This is a genomic window from Candidatus Polarisedimenticolaceae bacterium (genome assembly GCA_036275915.1).
Lineage (GTDB): Bacteria > Acidobacteriota > Polarisedimenticolia > Polarisedimenticolales > DASRJG01 > DASRJG01.
Genome location: DASUCV010000004.1, coordinates 134,295 through 153,323, shown reverse-complemented (window position 1 = coordinate 153,323; position 19,029 = coordinate 134,295). Strand labels below are relative to the sequence as shown.

Below are 19,029 nucleotides of genomic sequence, written 5' to 3'. Positions count from 1 at the left end.
ACAATGGCGAAGGGCCTCGCCCTCTTGGGCGCAACCGGATCGATCGGACGCCAGACGCTCGACGTCGTGGCGTCGATGCCCGGCGCCTTCCGCGTCGTCGCGCTCACCGGCGGGCGGAACGTCGCGCTCCTCGCGGACCAGGCGAGGCGCTTCCGCCCCGCGCTCGTCGCCGTCTCGGACGCCGAGGCGGCGTCGGCGCTCCGCTCCGAGGTGCCGGCCGGAACGCGCGTGGTGCACGGCCGCGACGGGCTCTTCGAGGCGGCACGCCACCCCGAGGCCGCGACCGTCGTCTGCGCGCTCGTCGGCGCCGCCGGGGTCGAGCCCGCGTACGCCGCGATCGATGCGGGGAAAGACCTCGCGCTCGCCAACAAGGAAGCGCTCGTCGCCGCGGGGGCCTTCCTCACGGCGCGGGCGAACGAGACCGGCTCGGCGATTCTGCCGATCGACAGCGAGCACAACGCGATCCACCAGTGTCTGCGGGGTGAGGACCGCGCGGAGATCAAGGCGCTCTGGCTCACCGCGTCGGGCGGCCCGTTCCGCACGATGGACGCGCGCGCCCTCGCCGGCGCCGGCCCCGAGCAGGCGCTCCGCCATCCGACGTGGGTCATGGGGCCGAAGATCACGATCGATTCGGCGACGCTCATGAACAAGGGGCTCGAGGTCATCGAGGCTCACTGGCTGTTCGGCCTTCCCGGGGAGAGGATCAAGGTCGTGGTCCACCCGAAGAGCGTCGTGCACTCGCTCGTCGAGATGACGGACGGATCGTTCAAGGCGCAGCTCGGCGTGACCGACATGCGCCACCCGATCCAGTACGCGCTGACCTACCCGCGGCGTCTGCCCGCGGCGCTGCCGCCGTTCGACCTCCTCGGCGCGGGCCCGCTCGCGTTCGAGGCGCCCGACCTCGAGCGCTTCCCGTGCCTGCCGCTCGCCTACGAGGCGCTCGCGCGAGGCGGGGCGGCCCCGGCGGTCCTGAACGCGGCGAACGAGATCGCGGTCGAGGCGTTCCTCGCCGGGCGCGCGGGATTCTTCGACATTCCCGACACCGTTCGCGCGGTGCTCGTCGCACTCGGCGACGCACCCGCGGGAACCCTGGCCGACCTCCTCGACGCCGACCGTCGCGCCCGCGCGGCGGCGGCGAAGCTGCTCGATTGCGGAGTCAAGTCGTGACGCATCTGATCCAGATCGGTGAGACCCTCCTCTCCTTCATCCTCGTCCTCGGCATCCTCGTCTTCGTGCACGAGCTGGGACACTTCCTCGTCGCGAAGGCGTTCGGGATCGGCGTGCCGGTCTTCTCGCTCGGGTTCGGACCGAGGCTCTTCGGCTTCCGCCGCGGCGAGACCGAGTACAAGGTCTCCGCGATCCCGCTCGGCGGCTACGTGCGCCTCGCCGGCGACGAGGCCGACGAGAACAAGACCGGCGCCCCCGAGGAGTTCGGCTCGCGCCCGAGGTGGCAGCGCTTCCTCGTGTTCGTCGCTGGGGCGACGTTCAACATCCTCCTCGCGATCGCCGCGATGACCTTCGTCTTCACGGTCTGGGGGAAGGACGACGTCGTCCGCCTCGAGGCGTTCCCCGTCGTCGCCGACGTCGACCCCGCGCTCGACGCCGCGAAGTCCGGCGTGCGCGCGGGGGACAAGGTCGTCGCGATCGGCGGCAAGGACGCGCGCGATCCGATGACGCAGCAGGAGGAGATCCTGCTCTCGCCGGACCAGACGAAGCCGGTGACGCTCGAGCGCGACGGCGCCCGCGTCACGCTCTCGATGGGGACCGGCCACGACGTCGTCTACCACCTCGGCTGGCCGGGCTGGCGCGTCGTCCAGGAGGGTAACGGGCCGCCGCGCGTCGACATGGTCATGGGCGGCTCGCCGGCGAGCCGCGCAGGTCTCGAGCGCATGGACCGCATCGTCGCGATCGAGGGCCGCACTCCGCAGGGCGAGCTCGAGATCCGCGCGATCCTCGAGCGGAGCGCCGGCAAGCCGGTGGCGATGACGATCGAACGGGGCGGAGCGCGCCGCGACGTCACGGTCACCCCGGCCGACGAGGACGGGAAGGGGAAGATCGGCGTGATGTTCGCCGACGGGAACCGGGTCCATCGCGACCTCGGCGCCGGCGACGCGTTCGTCGCCGCCTGCGGCTGGGCGGGGGACACGACGCGCACGGTTTTCCAGACCTTGGGCAAGCTCGTCACCGCGAAGATCTCGATGAGGGCGCTCTCGGGCCCGATCGAGATCGCGCGCGTCTCGCGCGAGGCGGTCCGCGCGGCCGAGCAGTTCTTCACGATCCTCGCCTTCATCAGCCTGCAGCTCGGGATCCTGAACCTCATGCCGATCCCGGTCCTGGACGGCGGACACATCCTCATCCTCGCGCTCGAAGGCCTCCTCAGGCGGGACTTCTCCGACCGCGTCAAGGAGCGCGTCATGACGGTCGGCTTCGTCTTCCTGCTCGCGTTCTTCGGCGTCGTGATTTTCTTCGACATCCTCAAGGCGAGGATGTAACGCCGGCCCCCATGCTGCCTGTCCTCGCAGAGCTCCTGGACGAGGTCAAGCGCGGACGGCGCTGCGTGCTCGCGACGATCGTGCGGGCGAGCGGCTCGACGCCGCGCGGGCCGGGCGCTCGCATGCTCGTCCGCGCCGACGGCACGACGTCGGGAACGATCGGCGGCGGCGCGTTCGAGGCGATGATCGGTGCCGACGCCAGGGAGCTGCTCGGCGGGTCCGAAAAGCCGCCGCAGCTCCGCACCTACACCTTCACCGAGACCGGGGAGAACGCGCTCGGGATGGCGTGCGGCGGCACGGCCGAGGTCCTCCTGGAAGTGCTCGGCCCCGGGGCGAGGCTCGTCGTCTTCGGCGCGGGGCACGTGGGCCTGGCACTCGCGACGCTCGCCGCGCGCGTCGGCTTCGCCCCCGAGATCGTCGACGACCGCGAGCCGATGTGCGAGGCGGCGCGGGCCGCAGGCGTCGGGCGCGTCTTCCGCTGCGACGCGCGCTACGAGGCCGGCGTGCCCGATCTCGACCCCGGATGCTTCGTCGCCGTCGTGACGCGCTGCCACGCGACCGACCGGCTCGCGCTCAAGCACGTCGTCGGCCGCCCGCTCCGCTACGTCGGGCTCATCGGAAGCCGGCGGAAGAAGGCGGTCATCTTCCGCGAGCTCCTCCAGCAGGACGGGATCGCCGAAGAGGCGCTCGCCGCCGTGCGCTGCCCCATCGGCCTGCCGATCGGCGGCGAGACCCCCGAGGAGATCGCGGTGTCGATCGTGGCCGAGCTCCTCCAGGTGCGCGGCGCGGCGTAACGCGAAGGCGCCCGAGCGGACGCCGCGGACGCTCCGCGGACGACGAAACCCGCGATCCGCGCGCCGTCCCGGCTGGCATCGGCGTTGCCCTTCGGAAGACCGCCGCGCAACGGAGCGCGGCGCTCACCTCCGGAGGCCCGCATGCTCAGAAGCTCGCGCATCGTCCCGATCCTCGTTTTCGCCTTGGCGCTCCCGCTCCTCGCCTGGTCCGCCCCGTCGCGCGCCTCGGCGCCCGCCGCGGCGCACGCCGCGTCGCAAGATCTCCGGCCGGTCGACATCAACACCGCGACGTCGGCGGACCTCGAGGCGGTCCCCGGCATCGGGAAGTCGCTCGCCTCGCGCATCCTCGCGTTCCGCGAGAAGAACGGCGCGTACGGAAGCGTCGACGACCTCCTCAAGATCCAGGGGATCGGCGAGAAGTCGCTCGAGAAGCTGCGCCCCTACCTGGTCGTCGCGAAGGCGAAGTGAATCGCGCCGTGACGGCCGAGCGGGGCACCTCTCTCGTCGAGATGCTGGCGGTCCTCGCGATCGCGGCGATCGCGCTCGCCGTCACCCTGCCGGCCGCGGCGCAGCTCCGCGATGCGGGGCGCGCCGCGGCCGGGGCGCGCGCGATGGCGACTCTGTTCTCCTCGCAGCGATGGAAGAGCACGACCTCCGGCACGACGACCGGCTTCCAGTTCCGGAAGCAAGGCGCGGACTGGACCTGGCGCGAGGTGCGCGACGGAAACGGCAACGGGCTCAGGACCGCCGAGATCACGCGCGGCGTCGATGCCGTCGTCTCGGGCGACCAGTCGCTCTCGGCCCGCGTCGATCACGTCACGCTCGGCTTTCCACCCGGCGGCTCGTTCCCCGAGGCGCCGCCGGGCACGGGACGGGTGCAGACCGGCGACGATCCGGTTCGCTTCGGCGTCTCCGATCTCGTCTCGTTCTCGCCGCTCGGCGCGTCGTCGTCCGGCACGCTCTACGTCACCGACGGCCACGAGGGGCTCTACGCCGTCGTCCTCTTCGGGCCGACGACGCGCCTCAGGGTGTGGCGGTGGAATCCGAGGGAGCGCCGATGGACGCTCTGATGCCGGCCGTTCCCGAAGCGCCCGCCGACTCCGAGGCGGGGCGGCGCGTGCGCGCCTTCCGCGCGACCGACCACTTCGCGGTCGCGGTCTATCAGGCGGTGAAGGCGTTCGCGCGTCCCGAAGGCGAAGACCTCGCGCGCGAGATCCGAGGCGCCGTCGCGAGGAGCGGCGGCTCCCTCGTCGCGGCGGCCTCCGCCGCGGAGGACGATCCCGACGCGAAGCGCGCGCTCGCTTCGGCGCACCGCGGGATGCTCGAGATCCGGTACTTCCTCTACCTCGCGCGCCGGCTCGGGTGCCTCGATCTCAAGCGTTACCGTCAGCTCGCGACCCTGCAAGATGCCGCGCTCCGGGAGTTGGCCGCTCTCCTCGCGTAGGTGGTAGGCTGCGCGGCCATGGCGCGCATCCTTCTCGGGATCGCTCTCGGGGTGCAGGCGATCGGCGTAGCCCTCGCCGCGCTCGGCGAGCTGCGCCGCAGCGCGAAGTTTTCGAACGCCGGCGCCGCCGTCCTGGGCCTCGCGTGGGCGCTCGAGCTCGCCGGGGTGGCCACCGTCGTCGCGTCCGGCTCCATTCCGATCCGGAACGGTCCGGAATACATGCTCACGCTCGGCTTCCTCGTCCTGACGCTCCACCTCGCCCTCTGGTTCCGGTCGCGGGTCTCCGCCGCGGCGCTCGTGCTGCCGCCGATCTCCGAGCTCATGCTCCTCGTCGGCTTCGCGCTCCAGGGCGGGCGCGAGGTCGGCGAGCTTCCGACGCACGGCTGGTTCGTCTTCCACACGGTGATCGCGACGATGGGCGTCGCCGCGCTCGCCGTCGCGTTCGCGATGAGCCTCCTCTTCCTCGTCAAGGAGCGCGCCCTCAAGGAGAAGCGCTCGCTCGCGGTGCTCGAGCGCCTCCCCGCGCTCGAGTCGCTCGACCGTCTCGGCTTCCAGGCGATGCTCTACGGATTTCCGCTCTTGACGCTCGGCATCGCGACCGGGATGGTCTACAGCGACCTCGTCCACGACCGGATCTTCCTGTGGGGCCTGAAGGAGATCTTCCCGCTCCTCGCGTGGATCGTCTTCGCGGTCATCCTGTGGGCGCGCTTCGCCGGCGGCGTGCGCGGGCGGCGCTCGGCGATCCTCGTCATCGCCGGATTCGCCCTCGCGCTCCTGACCTTCGTCGGCATGGTGCGCTGATGCTCACGCTCGTGGGGATGAACCACAGGAGCGCGCCGCTCTCGCTCCGCGAGCAGGCGTGCTTCCCCGAGGACGGGATCCCCGCGGCGCTCGCGCGCCTCCGCGACGAAGGGGGCGCGGCCGAGGCGCTCATCGTCGCGACCTGCAACCGCGTCGAGATCCTGACACGCACCGTCGACGGCCGCCCCGCCCCCGAGGCGATCCGCGCGTTCCTCGCGCGCGAGCGGGGGATCGCTCCGGAGACGGTCGAGCAGCACGTCTACGTCCACGAAGGGCTCCAGGCGGCCCACCACGTCTTCGCGGTCGCCTGCGGCCTCGACTCGATGGTGCTCGGCGAGCCCCAGATCTTGGGCCAGGTCAAGCGGGCGTACGCGCTCGCGCGGGAGGCGCACGCGGTGGGACCGGTCCTCGACCGTCTCATGCAGCATGCCCTCGCCGCCGCCAAGCGCGTCCGCACCGCGACGGGAATCTCGCGCCACGCGGTCTCGGTCGCCTACGCCGCCTCGACCCTCGCGCGGACGATCTTCGACGATCTCGAAGGGTGCTCCGTCCTCCTCATGGGCGCCGGCAAGATGTCGGAGCTGGCCGCGCGGCACCTCGAGAGCCAGGGCGTGCGCGACCTCACCGTGACGAATCGCACCTACGCGCGGGCGCTCGACCTCGCGACCTCGCTCGGCGGGCGCGCGGTTCCGTGGGACGAGAGACAGGTCCAGCTCTCCCGGGTCGACATCGTGGTCACCGGGACAGCGGCGACACAGCCGGTCGTGCTCCGGTCGCACGTCAAGGAAGCGCTGCGCTCGCGCAAGGGACGGCCGCTCTTCATCGTCGACATCGCGGTGCCCCGCGACGTCGAACCGTCCGCCGGCGATCTCGACGGCGTCTATCTCTACGACGTCGACGACCTCCAGGACGTCGTCGACGCCGGGCTGAACGAGCGGCGCCGCGCAGCCGAGGAGGCGCGACGGATGCTCGACGCGGAAGTCGTCGCTTTCGATCGCTGGCGCCAGGCGGTCGATCTGTCGCCGACGATCGCGGCGCTCCGCCAGCAGCTCCATCAGCTCGGGCACGACGAGATCGAGCGCTTCCACCGCCGCCTCGGATCGCTCTCTCCCGAGCAGCATGCCGTCGTCGAGGAGCTGGCGCGGTCGCTCATCCAGAAGGTGCTCCACACGCCGATCATGGCGCTCAAGTCCGCGGCGGAGCGCGGCGAGGCCGCGGCGCGCACCGCGCTCTACCGCGAGATCTTCGGGCTCGATCTCGCCGAGGGCGGGAACGGCGACGAAGCCTCGGGGCCGACCCACGCGATCTCCGGGGGGAAGGACGAGTGACGACGATCCGTCTGGGCTCGCGCGGGAGCCCGCTCGCGCTCGCTCAGTCCCGCATGGTCGCAGCCTGGCTCGAGCGGGCGCATCCCGGTCTCGCGGTCCCGATCACGATCGTCCGCACCGAAGGCGACCGGAACACGGACGCCTCGCTCACCGCGGCCGGCGGCAAGGGGCTCTTCGTGAAGGAGCTGGAGGACGCGCTCCTCGCCGGCACGATCGATCTGGCGGTGCACAGCCTCAAGGACCTTCCGACGGAACTGCCCGGCGGCCTGACGCTCGCGGCGATCCCGAAGCGCCACGACGCGCGGGACGCGCTCATCGCGCGCGACGTCGCTCGCCTCGACGCTCTGAAAGAGGGCGCCCTCGTCGCGACCGGAAGCCCGAGGCGCCAGTGCCAGCTCAAGGCGAGGCGCGCCGACCTGCGCTTCGTCGCGGTCCGCGGCAACGTCGACACGCGCGTGAAGAAGCTCGAGCGCGGCGAGTTCGACGCGCTCGTCCTCGCCGTCGCCGGGATCGAGCGCCTCGGCCTGGCGACGCCGCCGCGCGCGCCGATCCCGACGGAGATCTGCCTCCCGGCGCCGGGCCAAGGTGCGCTCGGTCTCGAGACGCGCGCGGACGATGCGGAGACACGACAGCTCGTCGCCGCGCTCGACGATCCCGCCGCGCGCGCGGCCGTGACCGCCGAGCGCGCCTTCCTCGCAGAGCTGGGGGCGGGATGCCTCGCCCCCGCGGCCGCTTTCGCGCAGGTGTCCGGCGGCCGGATCGTTCTCGAGGCGATGGTCGGGGACGCGGAGACCGGCGCCGTGCAGCGGGACACGGCCGCGGGCCCCGCCGAAGACGCCGCGTCGCTCGGCGCATCTCTCGCCGGTCGCCTCTCGTGACCGGTCCGCCTCCCGCGCGCGTGCTCGTCACGCGCCCGGCGGGGAGCTGGCCCTCGCTCGTCTCCCGTTACGCGGGGACGATCGCGATCGAGCTCGCGCCGACGGCCGTTCAGGTCGAGCCGCTCGATCCCGCGCCCGGAGAGCGCGCGCTCGACGCGCTCGCCGGCTACGACTGGCTCGTCGCGACGAGCGGGCAGGGTGTCAAGGCGCTGACCCTCCGTCTCGCCGCGCGCGACCGTCGTTCCCTGCCGAGCGGTCTCAAGGTGGCCGCCGTCGGCGAGCGTACCGCCGAGGCGCTCCGCGGGACCGGCGTGACGGTCGACGTCGTCGCCGCCGATCCGCGCGCTGCGGGTCTGGTCGAGGCGCTCCGCCCGCGCCTCGGCGAGGGCGCGCGCGTGCTCGTCGTCAAGCCGGAGGGAGGGCCGGCGCTCCTCGCCGCCGCTCTCCGCGGAGCGGGCGCGCGCGTCGACGAGGCGCCGCTCTACCGCACGATCGCGTCCGACATGGCGCGGCCGCTCGCCGAGCGCGCGATCGCGGGAGCGTTCGCGGCGGTCGCGTTCACCGCGCCGTCGTCGCTCACGCTGTGGCTCGAGGCGGCGGCCGAGAAGAAGCAGGCGCTCGTGGAGGCCCTCTCCCGCGTCAAGCGCGTCGCGATCGGGGCGACGACCGCGGCCGCCCTCGAGGACGCGCATCTCCCCGCTCATGCCGTCGCCGCGAGGCCTGACGAGGACGCGACGGGAGAGGCGATCGGTCGCGCGCTCGCTGCTTCGACCTGCTAACATCGCGCGCCCGGGGAGGGTTCGTGAGCGTTCCTTCGGTCAAGTCGACGCCCTTGAACCGCGCGCACCGCAAGGCCGGCGCGCGCATGGTCTCGTTCGCGGGCTGGGACATGCCGGTCCAGTACACCGGTGTCATCGACGAGCACATGGCGGTGCGCACGCGCGCCGGGCTGTTCGACGTCAGCCACATGGGCGAGGCCGAGGTGCGCGGGGCGGAGGCGCTCCCTTACCTGCAGCACGTGACGTCGAACGACGTGTCGCGGCTCACGCCGGGACGGATCCAGTACAGCGCGCTGACGACACCGGAGGGGACGTTCGTCGACGACCTCCTCGTCTACAAGCTCGCGGAGGACGACTATCTTCTCGTCATCAACGCGGGGAACACGCCGAAGGATCTCGACTGGCTCCGTTACCACGCCAAGGGGTTCGACGTTCGCGTCCGGGACGTCTCCGACCTCTACGGCCAGATCGCCCTCCAGGGCCCGAAGGCGCAGGAGATCCTGCAGCCGCTGACGCGCGCCGCTCTCCCGGCGATGAAGTACTACGCCTTCGATAAGACGGAAGTTGCCGGTACGAGCTGCATCGTCTCGCGCACCGGCTACACCGGGGAAGACGGCTTCGAGATCTATTGTCCCGCCGAGTCGGCGGAAGGGATCTGGGATGCCCTCCTCGAGGCGGGCCGCCCGGTGGGGCTCGTCCCCGCGGGGCTCGCCGCGCGCGACACGCTCCGCCTCGAGGCGAAGATGGCGCTCTACGGGAACGACATCGACGACACGACGACGGTGCTCGAGGCCGACCTCGGCTGGATCTTGAAGCTCGACAAGGGCGAATTCCTCGGGCGGGACGTGCTCCTCCGCCAGAAGGCCGAGGGAATCACGCGCAAGCTCGTCGGCTTCGAGACCGAGGGGCGCGCGATCGCGCGCCACGGCCACACGGCGCTCTCCTCCGGCACGCCGGTCGGCGTCGTGACGAGCGGCACCTTCGCGCCCTATCTCAAGAAGAACATCGGGCTCGCCTACCTTCCGGTCGCGCTGACCGAGCCCGGGACACGCTTCGAGGTCGAGATCCGCGGGCGCGCCGAGCCCGCGGTCGTCATTCCGACGCCGTTCTACAAGAGGGTGAGATGACGATGTTTCCCAGCGATCGCCGGTACACCAAAGAGCACGAGTGGGTCCTGACCGCGGGAACGACCGCGACGATGGGGATCACCGATTTCGCCCAGAAAGAGCTCGGCGACATCGTCTACGTCGAGCTGCCCGCCGTCGGACGGACCGTGGCGCAGGGCGAGGTTCTGGGCACGATCGAGTCGGTCAAGGCGGTCTCTGAGATCTACGCCCCGATCTCGGGAACCGTCGCGGAGGTCAACGGCCTCCTCGGCGACAAGCCCGAGACGATCAACGCCGATCCGCACGGCGCCGGCTGGATCTGCAAGCTCACAGTCACGGTGCCCGCCGAGCTCGACGCGCTCCTCGACTCGGGACGCTACGCGGCGCTCGCCGGCTAGAAGTTCGGTAGCTGTCCCCTTATTTCTCGGCGTAGGCCTCGAGAGGCGGGCACGCGCAGACGAGGTTCCGGTCGCCGTAGGCGTTGTCGACGCGTCCGACCGAAGGCCAGAACTTGTGGGCCCGCGTGCCGGCGTCGGGAAACGCGGCGCGCTCGCGCGAGTAGGGACGGTCCCACGCTTCAGCCGTGACCGTCTCGGCGGTGTGCGGCGCCATCTTGAGGAGGTTGATCGCGCGATCGGCGCGTCCCTCCTCGATCTCGCGGATCTCTTCGCGGATCGCGATCATCGCGTCGCAGAAGCGGTCGAGCTCTTCCTTCGACTCGCTCTCGGTCGGCTCGATCATGAGCGTGCCGGGGACCGGCCACGACATCGTCGGGGCGTGGAAGCCGTAGTCCATGAGCCGCTTCGCGACGTCCTCGACCTCGATCCCGGCCGTCGCGCGCATCGGACGGACGTCGACGATGCACTCGTGGGCGACGGTGCCCGCGCGGCCTCGATAGACGAGCGGGTAGTGCGGGGCGAGGCGTCGCGCGATGTAGTTCGCGTTCAGGACGGCGACCTCGGTCGCGCGCTTCAGGCCGTCCGCTCCCATCATCGCGATGTAGGCCCAGCTGATCGGGAGGATGCTCCCGCTGCCCCACGGGCTCGCGGACACGGGGCCGATGCCTTCGGCGCCGCCGACGTCGGCGAACGGATGCCGCGGCAGATAGGGCGCGAGCTTTGCGGCGACGCCGATCGGACCCATCCCGGGCCCGCCGCCGCCGTGCGGGATGCAGAACGTCTTGTGGAGGTTCAGGTGGCAGACGTCGGCGCCGAGATCGCCCGGCCGACACACGCCGACGAGCGCGTTCATGTTGGCGCCGTCGAGGTAGACGAGACCCCCGGCCTCGTGGACGATCGTGCACAGCTCGCGGATCGACTCCTCGAAGATGCCGTGCGTCGACGGGTAGGTGACCATGATCGCGGCGAGGGAGTCGTGATGCTCCGCCGCCTTCTTGCGCAGGTCGGGGAGGTCGACGTTCCCCTGCGCATCGCACGCGACGACGACGACCTTCATCCCCGCCATCGTTGCCGAGGCCGGGTTCGTGCCGTGCGCGGAGATCGGGATGAGGCACACGTCGCGCTTCGCGTCGCCGCGGGCTTCGTGATACGCGCGGATGACGAGCATCCCGGCGTACTCGCCCTGCGAGCCGGCGTTCGGCATGAGCGAGACCGCCGCGAAGCCGGTGAGCTCGGCGAGCCAGCGCGCGAGCGAATCGGTGAGCGCGCGGTAGCCCTCGGCCTGGTCGTTCGGGACGAACGGGTGGAGCGACGCGAAGCCCGGGTAGGAGATCGGCAGCATCTCCGACGCCGCGTTGAGCTTCATCGTGCACGAGCCGAGCGGGATCATCGACGTCGTCAGCGACAGGTCGCGGGACTCGAGGCGCTTCAGGTAGCGCATCATCTCGGTCTCCGACCGGTACGCGTGGAAAACCGGGTGCGCGAGGATCTCGCTCGTGCGGCGGTGGGGGAGCGGGATCGCGACGTCCGGCTCGCCGGCCTCGTGCGCGCCGAAGATCGCGAGGAGGTCGGCGAGATCCGGCTCGCCCACCGTCTCGTCGAGCGCGATGCCGAGGTCGCCGCCGTCGAACGTCCTGAGGTTGATCCCGCGTGCGAGGGCCCGCTTCACGATCTCGGCGCTCGCCATGGGGCCGCGGCCGACGCGCAGCGTGTCGAACGCCAGCTCGGGGCCGACGGCGTACCCGCTCGCCCGGAGGGCCGCGGCGAGGCGAAGGGTGAAGCGGCGGACGCGGGCCGCGATCGCGCGGAGCCCTTCGGGCCCGTGATAGACGGCGTACATCGACGCCATCACGGCGAGGAGGACCTGCGCGGTGCAGATGTTGCTCGTCGCCTTCTCGCGCCGGATGTGCTGCTCGCGCGTCTGGAGCGCCATGCGATAGGCCGGACGCCCCGCGGTGTCCTTCGAGACGCCGACGAGGCGGCCCGGGATCTGGCGCTTGAACTCGTCGCGCACCGCCATGAACGCCGCGTGCGGCCCGCCGAACCCCATCGGCACGCCGAATCGCTGCGCGCTCCCGACGGCGACGTCGGCGCCGAACTCGCCCGGCGGGCGGAGGAGGGTGAGGGCGAGGAGATCGGCGACGACGACGACGAGGCTGCCCGCGGCGTGCGCCCGCGTCACGAAGGGCGAGTAGTCGAGGACGGCGCCGTCGGTCGCCGGGTAGGCCACGAGCGCGCCGAAGGTCGGGCGCGAGAAATCCCACGACGCATGGTCGCCGACGACGACCGGCAGGCCGAGCGGCTTCGCGCGCGTGCGCACGACCTCGATCGTCTGCGGGTGACACCGCTCCGAGACGAAGAAGCACTTCCCGTGAACGTCACCCTCGTGCACGCGCGCGGTGAGCGCCATCGCCTCGGCGGCGGCCGTCCCCTCGTCGAGCAGCGAGGCGTTCGCGACCGGCAGCCCGGTCAGCGAGATGATCAGGGTCTGGAAGTTCAGCATCGCCTCGAGGCGGCCCTGCGAGATCTCCGCCTGGTACGGCGTGTACTGCGTGTACCAGCCCGGGTTCTCGAGGACGTTCCGCCGGAGCACCGCGGGAACGAGGGTGCCGTGATAGCCGAGGCCGATGTACGAGCGGAAGAGGCGATTCTTTCCCGCGAGCGCGGCGAGCGCGTCCATCGCCTGGGCTTCCGTGAGCGCGGGCGGGAGGTCGAGCGAGCGCGTCAGGCCGATCCCGGCCGGGAGCGCTCGGGCGAGGAGATCGTCGAGGCTGTCCGAGGCGAGCGCGCGCAGCATCTCGCGGACGTCGTCCTCTCGCGGACCGACGTGACGGTCGACGAAGCGATCTTCTTCGTGTGTCGGCATGGGAGGCGAAAGGGTATCACCCGCGACGGGCCGATTCCATGTGGTGGAGGAGGTCGCAACCGACCTGCTCGAACAATCTCGGAAGCGTCTCGAGCGGCAAACCGACCACGTTGCTCCACGATCCGTCGATCCCTTCGGCGAGGAACACGCCGTGGCCCTGGATGCCGTAGGCGCCCGCCTTGTCCATCGGCTCGCCGGTCCCGACGTACCAGCGCGCGCGTCGCTCGTCCCACGGCGCGAAGGTGACGCGGGTGACGGCGAGCGCCGCCGCCGTGCGCCCGTCGTCGGTGCGGACGACACGGCACGCGGTGAGCACCTCGTGCGTCCGGCCGGCGAGGCGGCGGAGCATCGCGAGGGCGCCGTCCTCGCCGCCGGGCTTCCCCAGGATCTCGCCGGCGAGAGCGACCGTCGTGTCGGCGGCGAGGACGAGGGCGTCGACCCCGCCCAGGCGAACGGCGTGCGCGACGGCGGCCGCCTTCGCCGCGGCGAGGCGAACGACGTGCTCCTCGGGGCGCTCGCCCGGGGCCGGCGACTCGTCCACGTCGGCCGGGCGAACGTCGAAGCGGAGTCCCAGGACGGCGAGCAGCTCCCGGCGGCGGGGCGACGCCGAGGCGAGGACGAGCGGCAGCACGGGGGGACCTCCGTCGTGTGGCAGCAGCCACGGGCCCTCCTTATACTCCCTCGGGTCTTACGGTCGTTCCGGAGGTGGGCCGATGAACACGTCGTCTTGGGCGCGGGGCGTGCTTGCGATCGCGTTTCTCTTTTCGGGGGCGGCGGCAGCACCGCCGGCGAAGCCCGGTGCGCCGGCCAGCGTTCCGAAGCCGCTCGACGTCCCCGACGGAGGCCTCGTCGCCGCCGGCAAGGCGCCCGAGCTGGAGCTGCTCTACACCGGCGACGTCATCGGTTATCTCGAGGACTGCGGCTGCAAGCTGAACCCGGCGGGCGGGCTCGCGAAGCGCGCGTGGCTCGTCAATCAGCTCAAGACGAACTACCCGCAGACGCCCCTCGTGCTCCTCGACTCCGGGAACTTCGCCGACAACCCGTCCGAGATCGGCGATCTCCGCACCGCGGCGCTCCTCGACTTCATGGCGAAGCTCGGCTACAAGGTCGTCAACGTCGGCGAGCGCGACCTCACCCTCGGCTACGACGACTTCATCCAGCGCACCAAAGACCTCAAGATGGATTTCATCTCGACCAACATCGTGAAGCAGGGATCGAAGAGCACCGTCTTCCCGCCCTACGCGATCGTCGAGGTCAAGGGGACGAGCGGCAAGCCGGTCAAGATCGGCGTCATGGGCGTCATCCGTTACAGTCCGGTCTGGCAGAAGGCCGGCCCGGCGGGGGACAACCTCGGCGTCGCCGGCCCCGAGGAGATGGTCCAGCTCGTGCTGAGCGAGGTCCGGGCGAAATCGGACATCGTCGTGCTCCTCGCGGCGGTCTCCAAGGAAGACGCGCACGACATCGCCAAGAGCGCTCCCCAGATCGATTTCATCCTCGGCTCGTACGGCGGGATCTACAACACGCTCGAGGAGAGCGAGGGCCCGGTGCGCATCCTCTACACCGGGAACCAGGGGAAGCGCATCGGCGAGAGCCGCATCGATCTCGACGCCAAACGCCGGGTCGCCGACGTCACCTCCTACATGCACTTCCTGACCGCGCGCTTTCCCGATGACAAGGCGATGGCCGCCGCGGTCGCGGACGCCAAGGCGAAGATCGGCGGGCCGGCCGCCGCCGACGCGAAGCCGGCCGAGGCGCTGAAGCCCATCGGCGCCACCCCCGCTCCGGGGGGTCATTGACCGAAGGCGCGAGCCGCGTCCTGGGGATCGACCTCGGGACCGTCCGCGTCGGTCTCGCGCTCTCCGATCCTCTCGGCCTGACGGCGCAGCCGCGGGGCTTCTTGCCGCGCCGTGCGCTGGCGAAGGATCTGGCGCCGCTCGCCGCGCTCATCCGTGAGCAGGGGATCGGCACGATCGTCGTCGGTCATCCGCGCACACTCGCCGGTGACACCGGCCCGGCGGCGGCCGGCGCCGAGGCTTTCGCCGCGCGCCTCGCGGAGGCGCTTCCGTGCCGGATCGTCCTGTGGGACGAGCGCCTCACGACGGTGCAGGCGCAGCGTGCGCTCCTCGAAGGGGACGTGCGGCGGTCGAAGCGCCGCGAGATCGTCGATCAGACCGCGGCGGCGATCATGCTCCAGAGCTGGCTCGACGCTCAGACGGCCGGATCGTCCTCGACGTAGACCGGCTTCGGCGAGAGGCCGTGGAAGTTGATCTCCCTCCGGCGCGCCTGGTCCGACAGCAGCTCGTTGATGACGCCGCGCTCGTTGATCTCGCCGCGCTTGAGCGCGTCGTAGTGGAAGCGGCAGAAGCCTTCGAGGTAGCTCGGATCCTGGCAGAACTCCGACCCGCCGAGGCTCGTCCGGAACAAGCAGTGTGAGGGCACGCGATCCTCCGCGCGCATTATAGGCACCCGCCCGGTTCGTTACCCCGATGACCAATCCGTGGGGAGCGTCGCGGCCGGGAGTCCGCGACGGCGCGCTCCTTTCCCGTTGGCCGCCCCCTTGCAGTCCGAAGCCGCGACCCCCAGCCCCGGCACGAGCCGGGCAACGGAGCCCCGGTATGGATCCGGCGCTTCGGGCCGGGCCGGGATGTCGACGAGGTCCACCCCCTCCCGTGGAGGTTGCCCCCCTTCATGGCGGTCCTCGGCGGCATCTCGGTCCGGCGTCTTTCTCTTCCGTCTACAATGGCCGCTCGATGATCGCCGATCGACGCGCACGGGGTTTCGAGCGGGTGGGAACGGCGGGCGCCGCGGCGCTCGGTCTCGCCCCCGTCCGCGCGCGCCAGCTCGCCGTCGAGGCCGCCTGGCGCCGCGTCGCGGGCCGCTCCCTCGCCGAGCGTGCGACGGTCGTCGATCTGTCGCGCGGCATCCTGAGCCTGCGCGTCGCCGACCCGACGTGGCGGCGCGCGATCGACCGCCTCCTGCCGGAGCTCTCGGCGCGCTTCGCCCGCGAACACGGGGCGCTCGGCGTCGTGCGATTCCGGATCGTTTGACGGCGATTCCGGAAATGATCTCGGTCGATCGGCTCACCAAGGTCTACGGTCCGCGCGTCGCGGTCTGGCGGCTCACGTTCGAGGTCGCGCCCGGAGAGATCCTCGGCTTCCTCGGCCCGAACGGCGCGGGGAAGACGACGACGATGCGCATGCTGACCGGGTTCCTTCCTCCCTCCTCGGGATCGGCGAAGATCGCGGGCCACGACGTCGTCAAGGATCCCCTCGCCGCGAAGGCTTCGATCGGGTATCTCTGCGAGATGCCCCCCGTCTATCTCGAAATGACGGTCGGCGCGTATCTCGACTTCGTCGCCGCGATCAAGCGCGTGCCGCCGGCCGCGCGGAAGGCGGCGATCGCTCGTGCGATCGAGCTCGCGGGCCTCGTCCCGGTCGCGCACCGCGTCGCCGGCCATCTCTCGAAGGGCTATCGCCAGCGCGTCGGGCTCGCGCAGGCGATCCTCCACCGGCCCAAGGTCCTCGTCCTGGACGAGCCGACGGTCGGGCTCGACCCACGCCAGATCACCGAGATGCGACGGCTCATCCGCGGGCTCGCGGGGGAGCAGACGGTGATCCTCTCCACCCACATCCTTCCCGAGGTCGCCGCGGTCTGCTCGCGCGCGGTCATCATCAGCGAAGGCCAGCTCGTCGCCGAGGACTCGATCGAGAACCTGACCGCACGCGCGCGGCGGACGCCGCTCGTGCGTCTCCGTGTCGCGCGCGACCTTCCAGGTCTCGCCGAGCGGCTCGCCGCGATCCCCGGGGTGAGCGAGGTCTCGCAGCCTGCGCCCGCGACGTACACCGTGCGGACCGAGGGAGGCGACGACGCCTGCGAGCGCGTCGCCGCGGCGGCGATCGCGGCCGGCGCGGGGCTCCTCGAGCTGAGCTCTTCGCGCGCGAGCCTCGAGGACGTCTTCCTCGATCTCGTCACCGAGGAGAGCGAGGAGGCGCCGGCGTGAGCGCGGTCGTGGCGGTCGTCAAGCGCGAGCTCCAGGCGTATTTCGTGTCGCCGGTCGCGTACGCGTTCATGGCGGTGTTCCTCTTCATCATCGCCGCGGGCTTCTCCGTCGGATTCATGCGCTACGTGATGATCCCGGCCGCCGTGTTCGAGAAATGGGGCCTCACGATCCGGACTCAGCTCGTGGCGGGCCAATACGGGCTCGTGACGTGGGGGTACTTCGCCGCGCTCTTCTCGCTGCCCGGGCTCTCGATGCGCCTCCTCTCCGAGGAGAAGAAGCTCGGCACCGCCGAGCTCCTCTTCACGTCGCCGATCACCTCGGCGCAGATCGTCGTCGGGAAGTTCTTCGGCGCGGTCACGCTCTACGCGTTCATCCTCTTCCTTACCCTCCCGTTCCCCGCGTTCCTGGCGTGGAAGGGCGAGCCGGAGCTGGCGGCGCTCGGTGCCGCGTACCTCGGCCTGTTCTTCTACGGCGCGGTCATGCTGGCCGCCGGCGTCTTCGCGTCGTCCCTGACCGAGAGCCAGTTCATCGCGCTCATCCTCACGTACGCGATCGTCATGCCGCTCGTTCTCGTCGAGTTCGCGGTGCCGCTCGTGCGGCCGCCGTTCGACCAGGTCGTGAGCGCGCTCGCCATCGGCTACGCCCTGAAGGCCGCCGCGCTCGGCTCGATCGACACGGCGTACGTCATCCTCCAAACGATCCTCATCGCGGCCTTCCTGTTCCTTGCGGTGCGCGTCATCGACTCGCCGCGGTGGAGGTGACGATGGCCGTGACCCGCCGTGAGGACCTGCCCGCCGCCGAGGGAATCGACGCCCTCGGCGACGCGCGCGCGGGTGCCGGCGCCCTGGCCTACACGACGCTCGTCCTCGCGGCGATGCTCTTCGCGGTCCTCCTCGCGGCGCGGTTCCGCGTCGCCTGGGACCTCACCCGGCAGGGGGCCATGAGCCTGTCGCCGAAGAGCATGCAGGCGCTCGCGGCGCTCGAGCGGCCGGTGTCGATCCACGGGCTGATGCAGGACAACGATCGCCGCCGCGGCACCTACTGGGACCTCCTGCAGCGCTACCGGCAGGCGTCACCCGAGGTCAGCGTCGAGATCTTCGACCCGAACGCCCGGCCCGCGGCCTTCCAGGCGCTCGATCTCTCCGACATCGACCGCGACACGATCAAGAACGGGGTGAGCGTCGCGATCTCGGGATCGCGCCACGCGGTCTTCCGCGGCGTCGGCGAGGAAGACGTCACGAACGCGATCCTCGAGGCGGGGTCGTCGGCGCCACGTGTCGTCGGCGTCCTCCGCGGCTACGGGGCGCGGGAGCTCGACGAGACCGCGGACGGCGGCGTGAGCCGCCTGCGCGACGCCCTCCTCCGGGAGTACGACAAGCTGGTCGACGTGCGTCTGGACGCCGGCATTCCGTCCGACATCGCACTGCTCGTCGCGTTCGGCCCGCGCGCCCCCGTCCCGCCCGCCGATGTCGAGCGGCTCGCCGCGTGGCTCGATGCGGGCGGACGGTTCCTCTTGCTCGTCGATCCCGAGCACCCGACGGGGCTCGAGAGCATCGGGTCGGCCTGGGGGATCGAGGCCACGAGGATCCGCGTCGTCGACCGCAGCCAGGGATTGCGGGGACAGGCCGAGATCCCGCTCGTCTCGGAGTACACCCGCCATCCGATCGTGCGCCCGTTCGGTCCGGAGAAGCCGCTCGCCCTCCCTCTCGCCGCCGCCGTGGTGACGACCGAGGGCCGCGACCCGGCGGTCTTCCGGGATGCGCTCGTCAAGACCTCCGCGTACGCCGAAGGGCTCGCGCCCACCGGGGAGCGCTCGCAGGGCCCCTTCGCGCTCGCCGCCGCAGCCTACAAGCCGGCGAGGGCGGATGCGACCGCCGAAGGCCGCCTCGTCGTCGTCGGCGACATCGCGTTCGCGACGAACGCGTTCCTCGCCGAGGCCTCGAACCGCGATTTCCTCCTCAACTGCGCGGGATGGCTCTCCCGCGCACGCGGGCAGGTCACGATCCGGCCGTCGCCGCTCGCGGCGCAGATGATCCGGCTGCGCCAGGGCGACGGCGCGATCTTCCTCGCGATCGCGATCGCGCCCCCTTTTCTCGTCCTCGCGATCGGCGTCGCCGTCCACATGCGCCGCCGGCGCCTCTGA

At 71.5% G+C, this 19,029-nt stretch carries 21 protein-coding genes; 18 read left to right on the top strand and 3 right to left on the bottom strand.

What is annotated here, in order from left to right:
- Nucleotides 1-3: 3 nt before the first annotated feature.
- From VFV19_02860 to gcvH, 12 genes are all read left to right on the top strand, one after another.
- On the top strand, nucleotides 4-1,167 hold the full coding sequence (locus tag VFV19_02860; protein ID HEX4823232.1) for a 1-deoxy-D-xylulose-5-phosphate reductoisomerase: 1,164 nt from the start codon (nucleotides 4-6) through the stop codon (nucleotides 1,165-1,167).
- Complete coding sequence (rseP, locus tag VFV19_02855) at nucleotides 1,164-2,492, top strand: RIP metalloprotease RseP (protein HEX4823231.1); 1,329 nt, start codon at nucleotides 1,164-1,166, stop codon at nucleotides 2,490-2,492. The genes VFV19_02860 and rseP overlap by 4 nt, the downstream gene beginning before the upstream one ends.
- An 11-nt stretch (nucleotides 2,493-2,503) precedes the next feature.
- Nucleotides 2,504-3,286, top strand: coding sequence for an XdhC/CoxI family protein (locus VFV19_02850; protein ID HEX4823230.1), 783 nt, complete (start codon nucleotides 2,504-2,506; stop codon nucleotides 3,284-3,286).
- Between the two features lie 141 nt (nucleotides 3,287-3,427).
- Nucleotides 3,428-3,754: a helix-hairpin-helix domain-containing protein gene (locus VFV19_02845; GenBank protein ID HEX4823229.1), complete on the top strand. Its 327-nt coding sequence runs from the start codon at nucleotides 3,428-3,430 to the stop codon at nucleotides 3,752-3,754.
- On the top strand, nucleotides 3,751-4,356 hold the full coding sequence (locus tag VFV19_02840) for a hypothetical protein (GenBank protein HEX4823228.1): 606 nt from the start codon (nucleotides 3,751-3,753) through the stop codon (nucleotides 4,354-4,356). Before VFV19_02845 ends, VFV19_02840 begins: the two co-directional genes overlap by 4 nt.
- Nucleotides 4,344-4,730, top strand: a complete 387-nt coding sequence (locus tag VFV19_02835) for a four helix bundle protein (protein HEX4823227.1) — start codon at nucleotides 4,344-4,346, stop codon at nucleotides 4,728-4,730. Before VFV19_02840 ends, VFV19_02835 begins: the two co-directional genes overlap by 13 nt.
- Before the next feature lie 18 nt (nucleotides 4,731-4,748).
- A complete protein-coding gene (ccsA, locus tag VFV19_02830) occupies nucleotides 4,749-5,531 on the top strand; it encodes a cytochrome c biogenesis protein CcsA (protein ID HEX4823226.1) in 783 nt (260 codons plus the stop codon).
- Nucleotides 5,531-6,859, top strand: a complete 1,329-nt coding sequence (hemA, locus tag VFV19_02825) for a glutamyl-tRNA reductase (GenBank protein HEX4823225.1) — start codon at nucleotides 5,531-5,533, stop codon at nucleotides 6,857-6,859. Before ccsA ends, hemA begins: the two co-directional genes overlap by 1 nt.
- Nucleotides 6,856-7,737, top strand: a complete 882-nt coding sequence (hemC, locus tag VFV19_02820; GenBank protein HEX4823224.1) for a hydroxymethylbilane synthase — start codon at nucleotides 6,856-6,858, stop codon at nucleotides 7,735-7,737. Before hemA ends, hemC begins: the two co-directional genes overlap by 4 nt.
- The gene (locus VFV19_02815; protein ID HEX4823223.1) at nucleotides 7,734-8,516 is read left to right on the top strand and encodes a uroporphyrinogen-III synthase; all 783 of its coding nucleotides are present in this window, start codon (nucleotides 7,734-7,736) and stop codon (nucleotides 8,514-8,516) included. Before hemC ends, VFV19_02815 begins: the two co-directional genes overlap by 4 nt.
- A 23-nt stretch (nucleotides 8,517-8,539) precedes the next feature.
- Nucleotides 8,540-9,643 carry a glycine cleavage system aminomethyltransferase GcvT gene (gcvT, locus tag VFV19_02810; GenBank protein HEX4823222.1) on the top strand — a complete coding sequence of 368 codons (1,104 nt, stop codon included), beginning with the start codon at nucleotides 8,540-8,542 and terminating at the stop codon, nucleotides 9,641-9,643.
- Nucleotides 9,640-10,020 (top strand): glycine cleavage system protein GcvH, encoded by a 381-nt coding sequence (gene gcvH / locus VFV19_02805; protein HEX4823221.1) that lies wholly within the window; start codon nucleotides 9,640-9,642, stop codon nucleotides 10,018-10,020. Before gcvT ends, gcvH begins: the two co-directional genes overlap by 4 nt.
- Nucleotides 10,021-10,039: 19 nt before the next feature.
- On the opposite strand, the gene gcvP is transcribed toward gcvH, so the two are convergent.
- Nucleotides 10,040-12,886 (bottom strand): aminomethyl-transferring glycine dehydrogenase, encoded by a 2,847-nt coding sequence (gene gcvP / locus VFV19_02800; GenBank protein ID HEX4823220.1) that lies wholly within the window; start codon nucleotides 12,884-12,886, stop codon nucleotides 10,040-10,042.
- A gap of 16 nt (nucleotides 12,887-12,902) precedes the next feature.
- Complete coding sequence (locus VFV19_02795) at nucleotides 12,903-13,517, bottom strand: nucleoside triphosphate pyrophosphatase (GenBank protein ID HEX4823219.1); 615 nt, start codon at nucleotides 13,515-13,517, stop codon at nucleotides 12,903-12,905.
- A gap of 82 nt (nucleotides 13,518-13,599) precedes the next feature.
- Here VFV19_02795 and VFV19_02790 point away from each other — a divergent pair, with 82 nt between their 5' ends.
- Entirely contained in the window at nucleotides 13,600-14,682 is a 1,083-nt protein-coding gene (locus VFV19_02790) for a hypothetical protein (protein HEX4823218.1), read from the top strand.
- Nucleotides 14,679-15,122, top strand: coding sequence for a Holliday junction resolvase RuvX (gene ruvX / locus VFV19_02785; GenBank protein ID HEX4823217.1), 444 nt, complete (start codon nucleotides 14,679-14,681; stop codon nucleotides 15,120-15,122). The genes VFV19_02790 and ruvX overlap by 4 nt, the downstream gene beginning before the upstream one ends.
- Here the strand turns inward: ruvX and VFV19_02780 are convergent.
- On the bottom strand, nucleotides 15,095-15,325 hold the full coding sequence (locus tag VFV19_02780; GenBank protein ID HEX4823216.1) for a hypothetical protein: 231 nt from the start codon (nucleotides 15,323-15,325) through the stop codon (nucleotides 15,095-15,097). The genes ruvX and VFV19_02780 overlap by 28 nt on opposite strands.
- 311 nt (nucleotides 15,326-15,636) lie before the next feature.
- On the opposite strand from VFV19_02780, the gene VFV19_02775 reads away from it, so the two are divergent.
- Genes VFV19_02775 through VFV19_02760 form a run of 4 tightly spaced genes read left to right on the top strand, consistent with a single transcriptional unit; the run spans nucleotide 15,637 to nucleotide 19,029 of the window.
- Nucleotides 15,637-15,933: a DciA family protein gene (locus VFV19_02775; GenBank protein ID HEX4823215.1), complete on the top strand. Its 297-nt coding sequence runs from the start codon at nucleotides 15,637-15,639 to the stop codon at nucleotides 15,931-15,933.
- 14 nt (nucleotides 15,934-15,947) lie between these two features.
- Nucleotides 15,948-16,886, top strand: coding sequence for an ATP-binding cassette domain-containing protein (locus VFV19_02770; GenBank protein HEX4823214.1), 939 nt, complete (start codon nucleotides 15,948-15,950; stop codon nucleotides 16,884-16,886).
- Nucleotides 16,883-17,647: an ABC transporter permease gene (locus VFV19_02765; protein ID HEX4823213.1), complete on the top strand. Its 765-nt coding sequence runs from the start codon at nucleotides 16,883-16,885 to the stop codon at nucleotides 17,645-17,647. Before VFV19_02770 ends, VFV19_02765 begins: the two co-directional genes overlap by 4 nt.
- A 2-nt stretch (nucleotides 17,648-17,649) precedes the next feature.
- Nucleotides 17,650-19,029 carry a DUF4350 domain-containing protein gene (locus VFV19_02760; GenBank protein HEX4823212.1) on the top strand — a complete coding sequence of 460 codons (1,380 nt, stop codon included), beginning with the start codon at nucleotides 17,650-17,652 and terminating at the stop codon, nucleotides 19,027-19,029.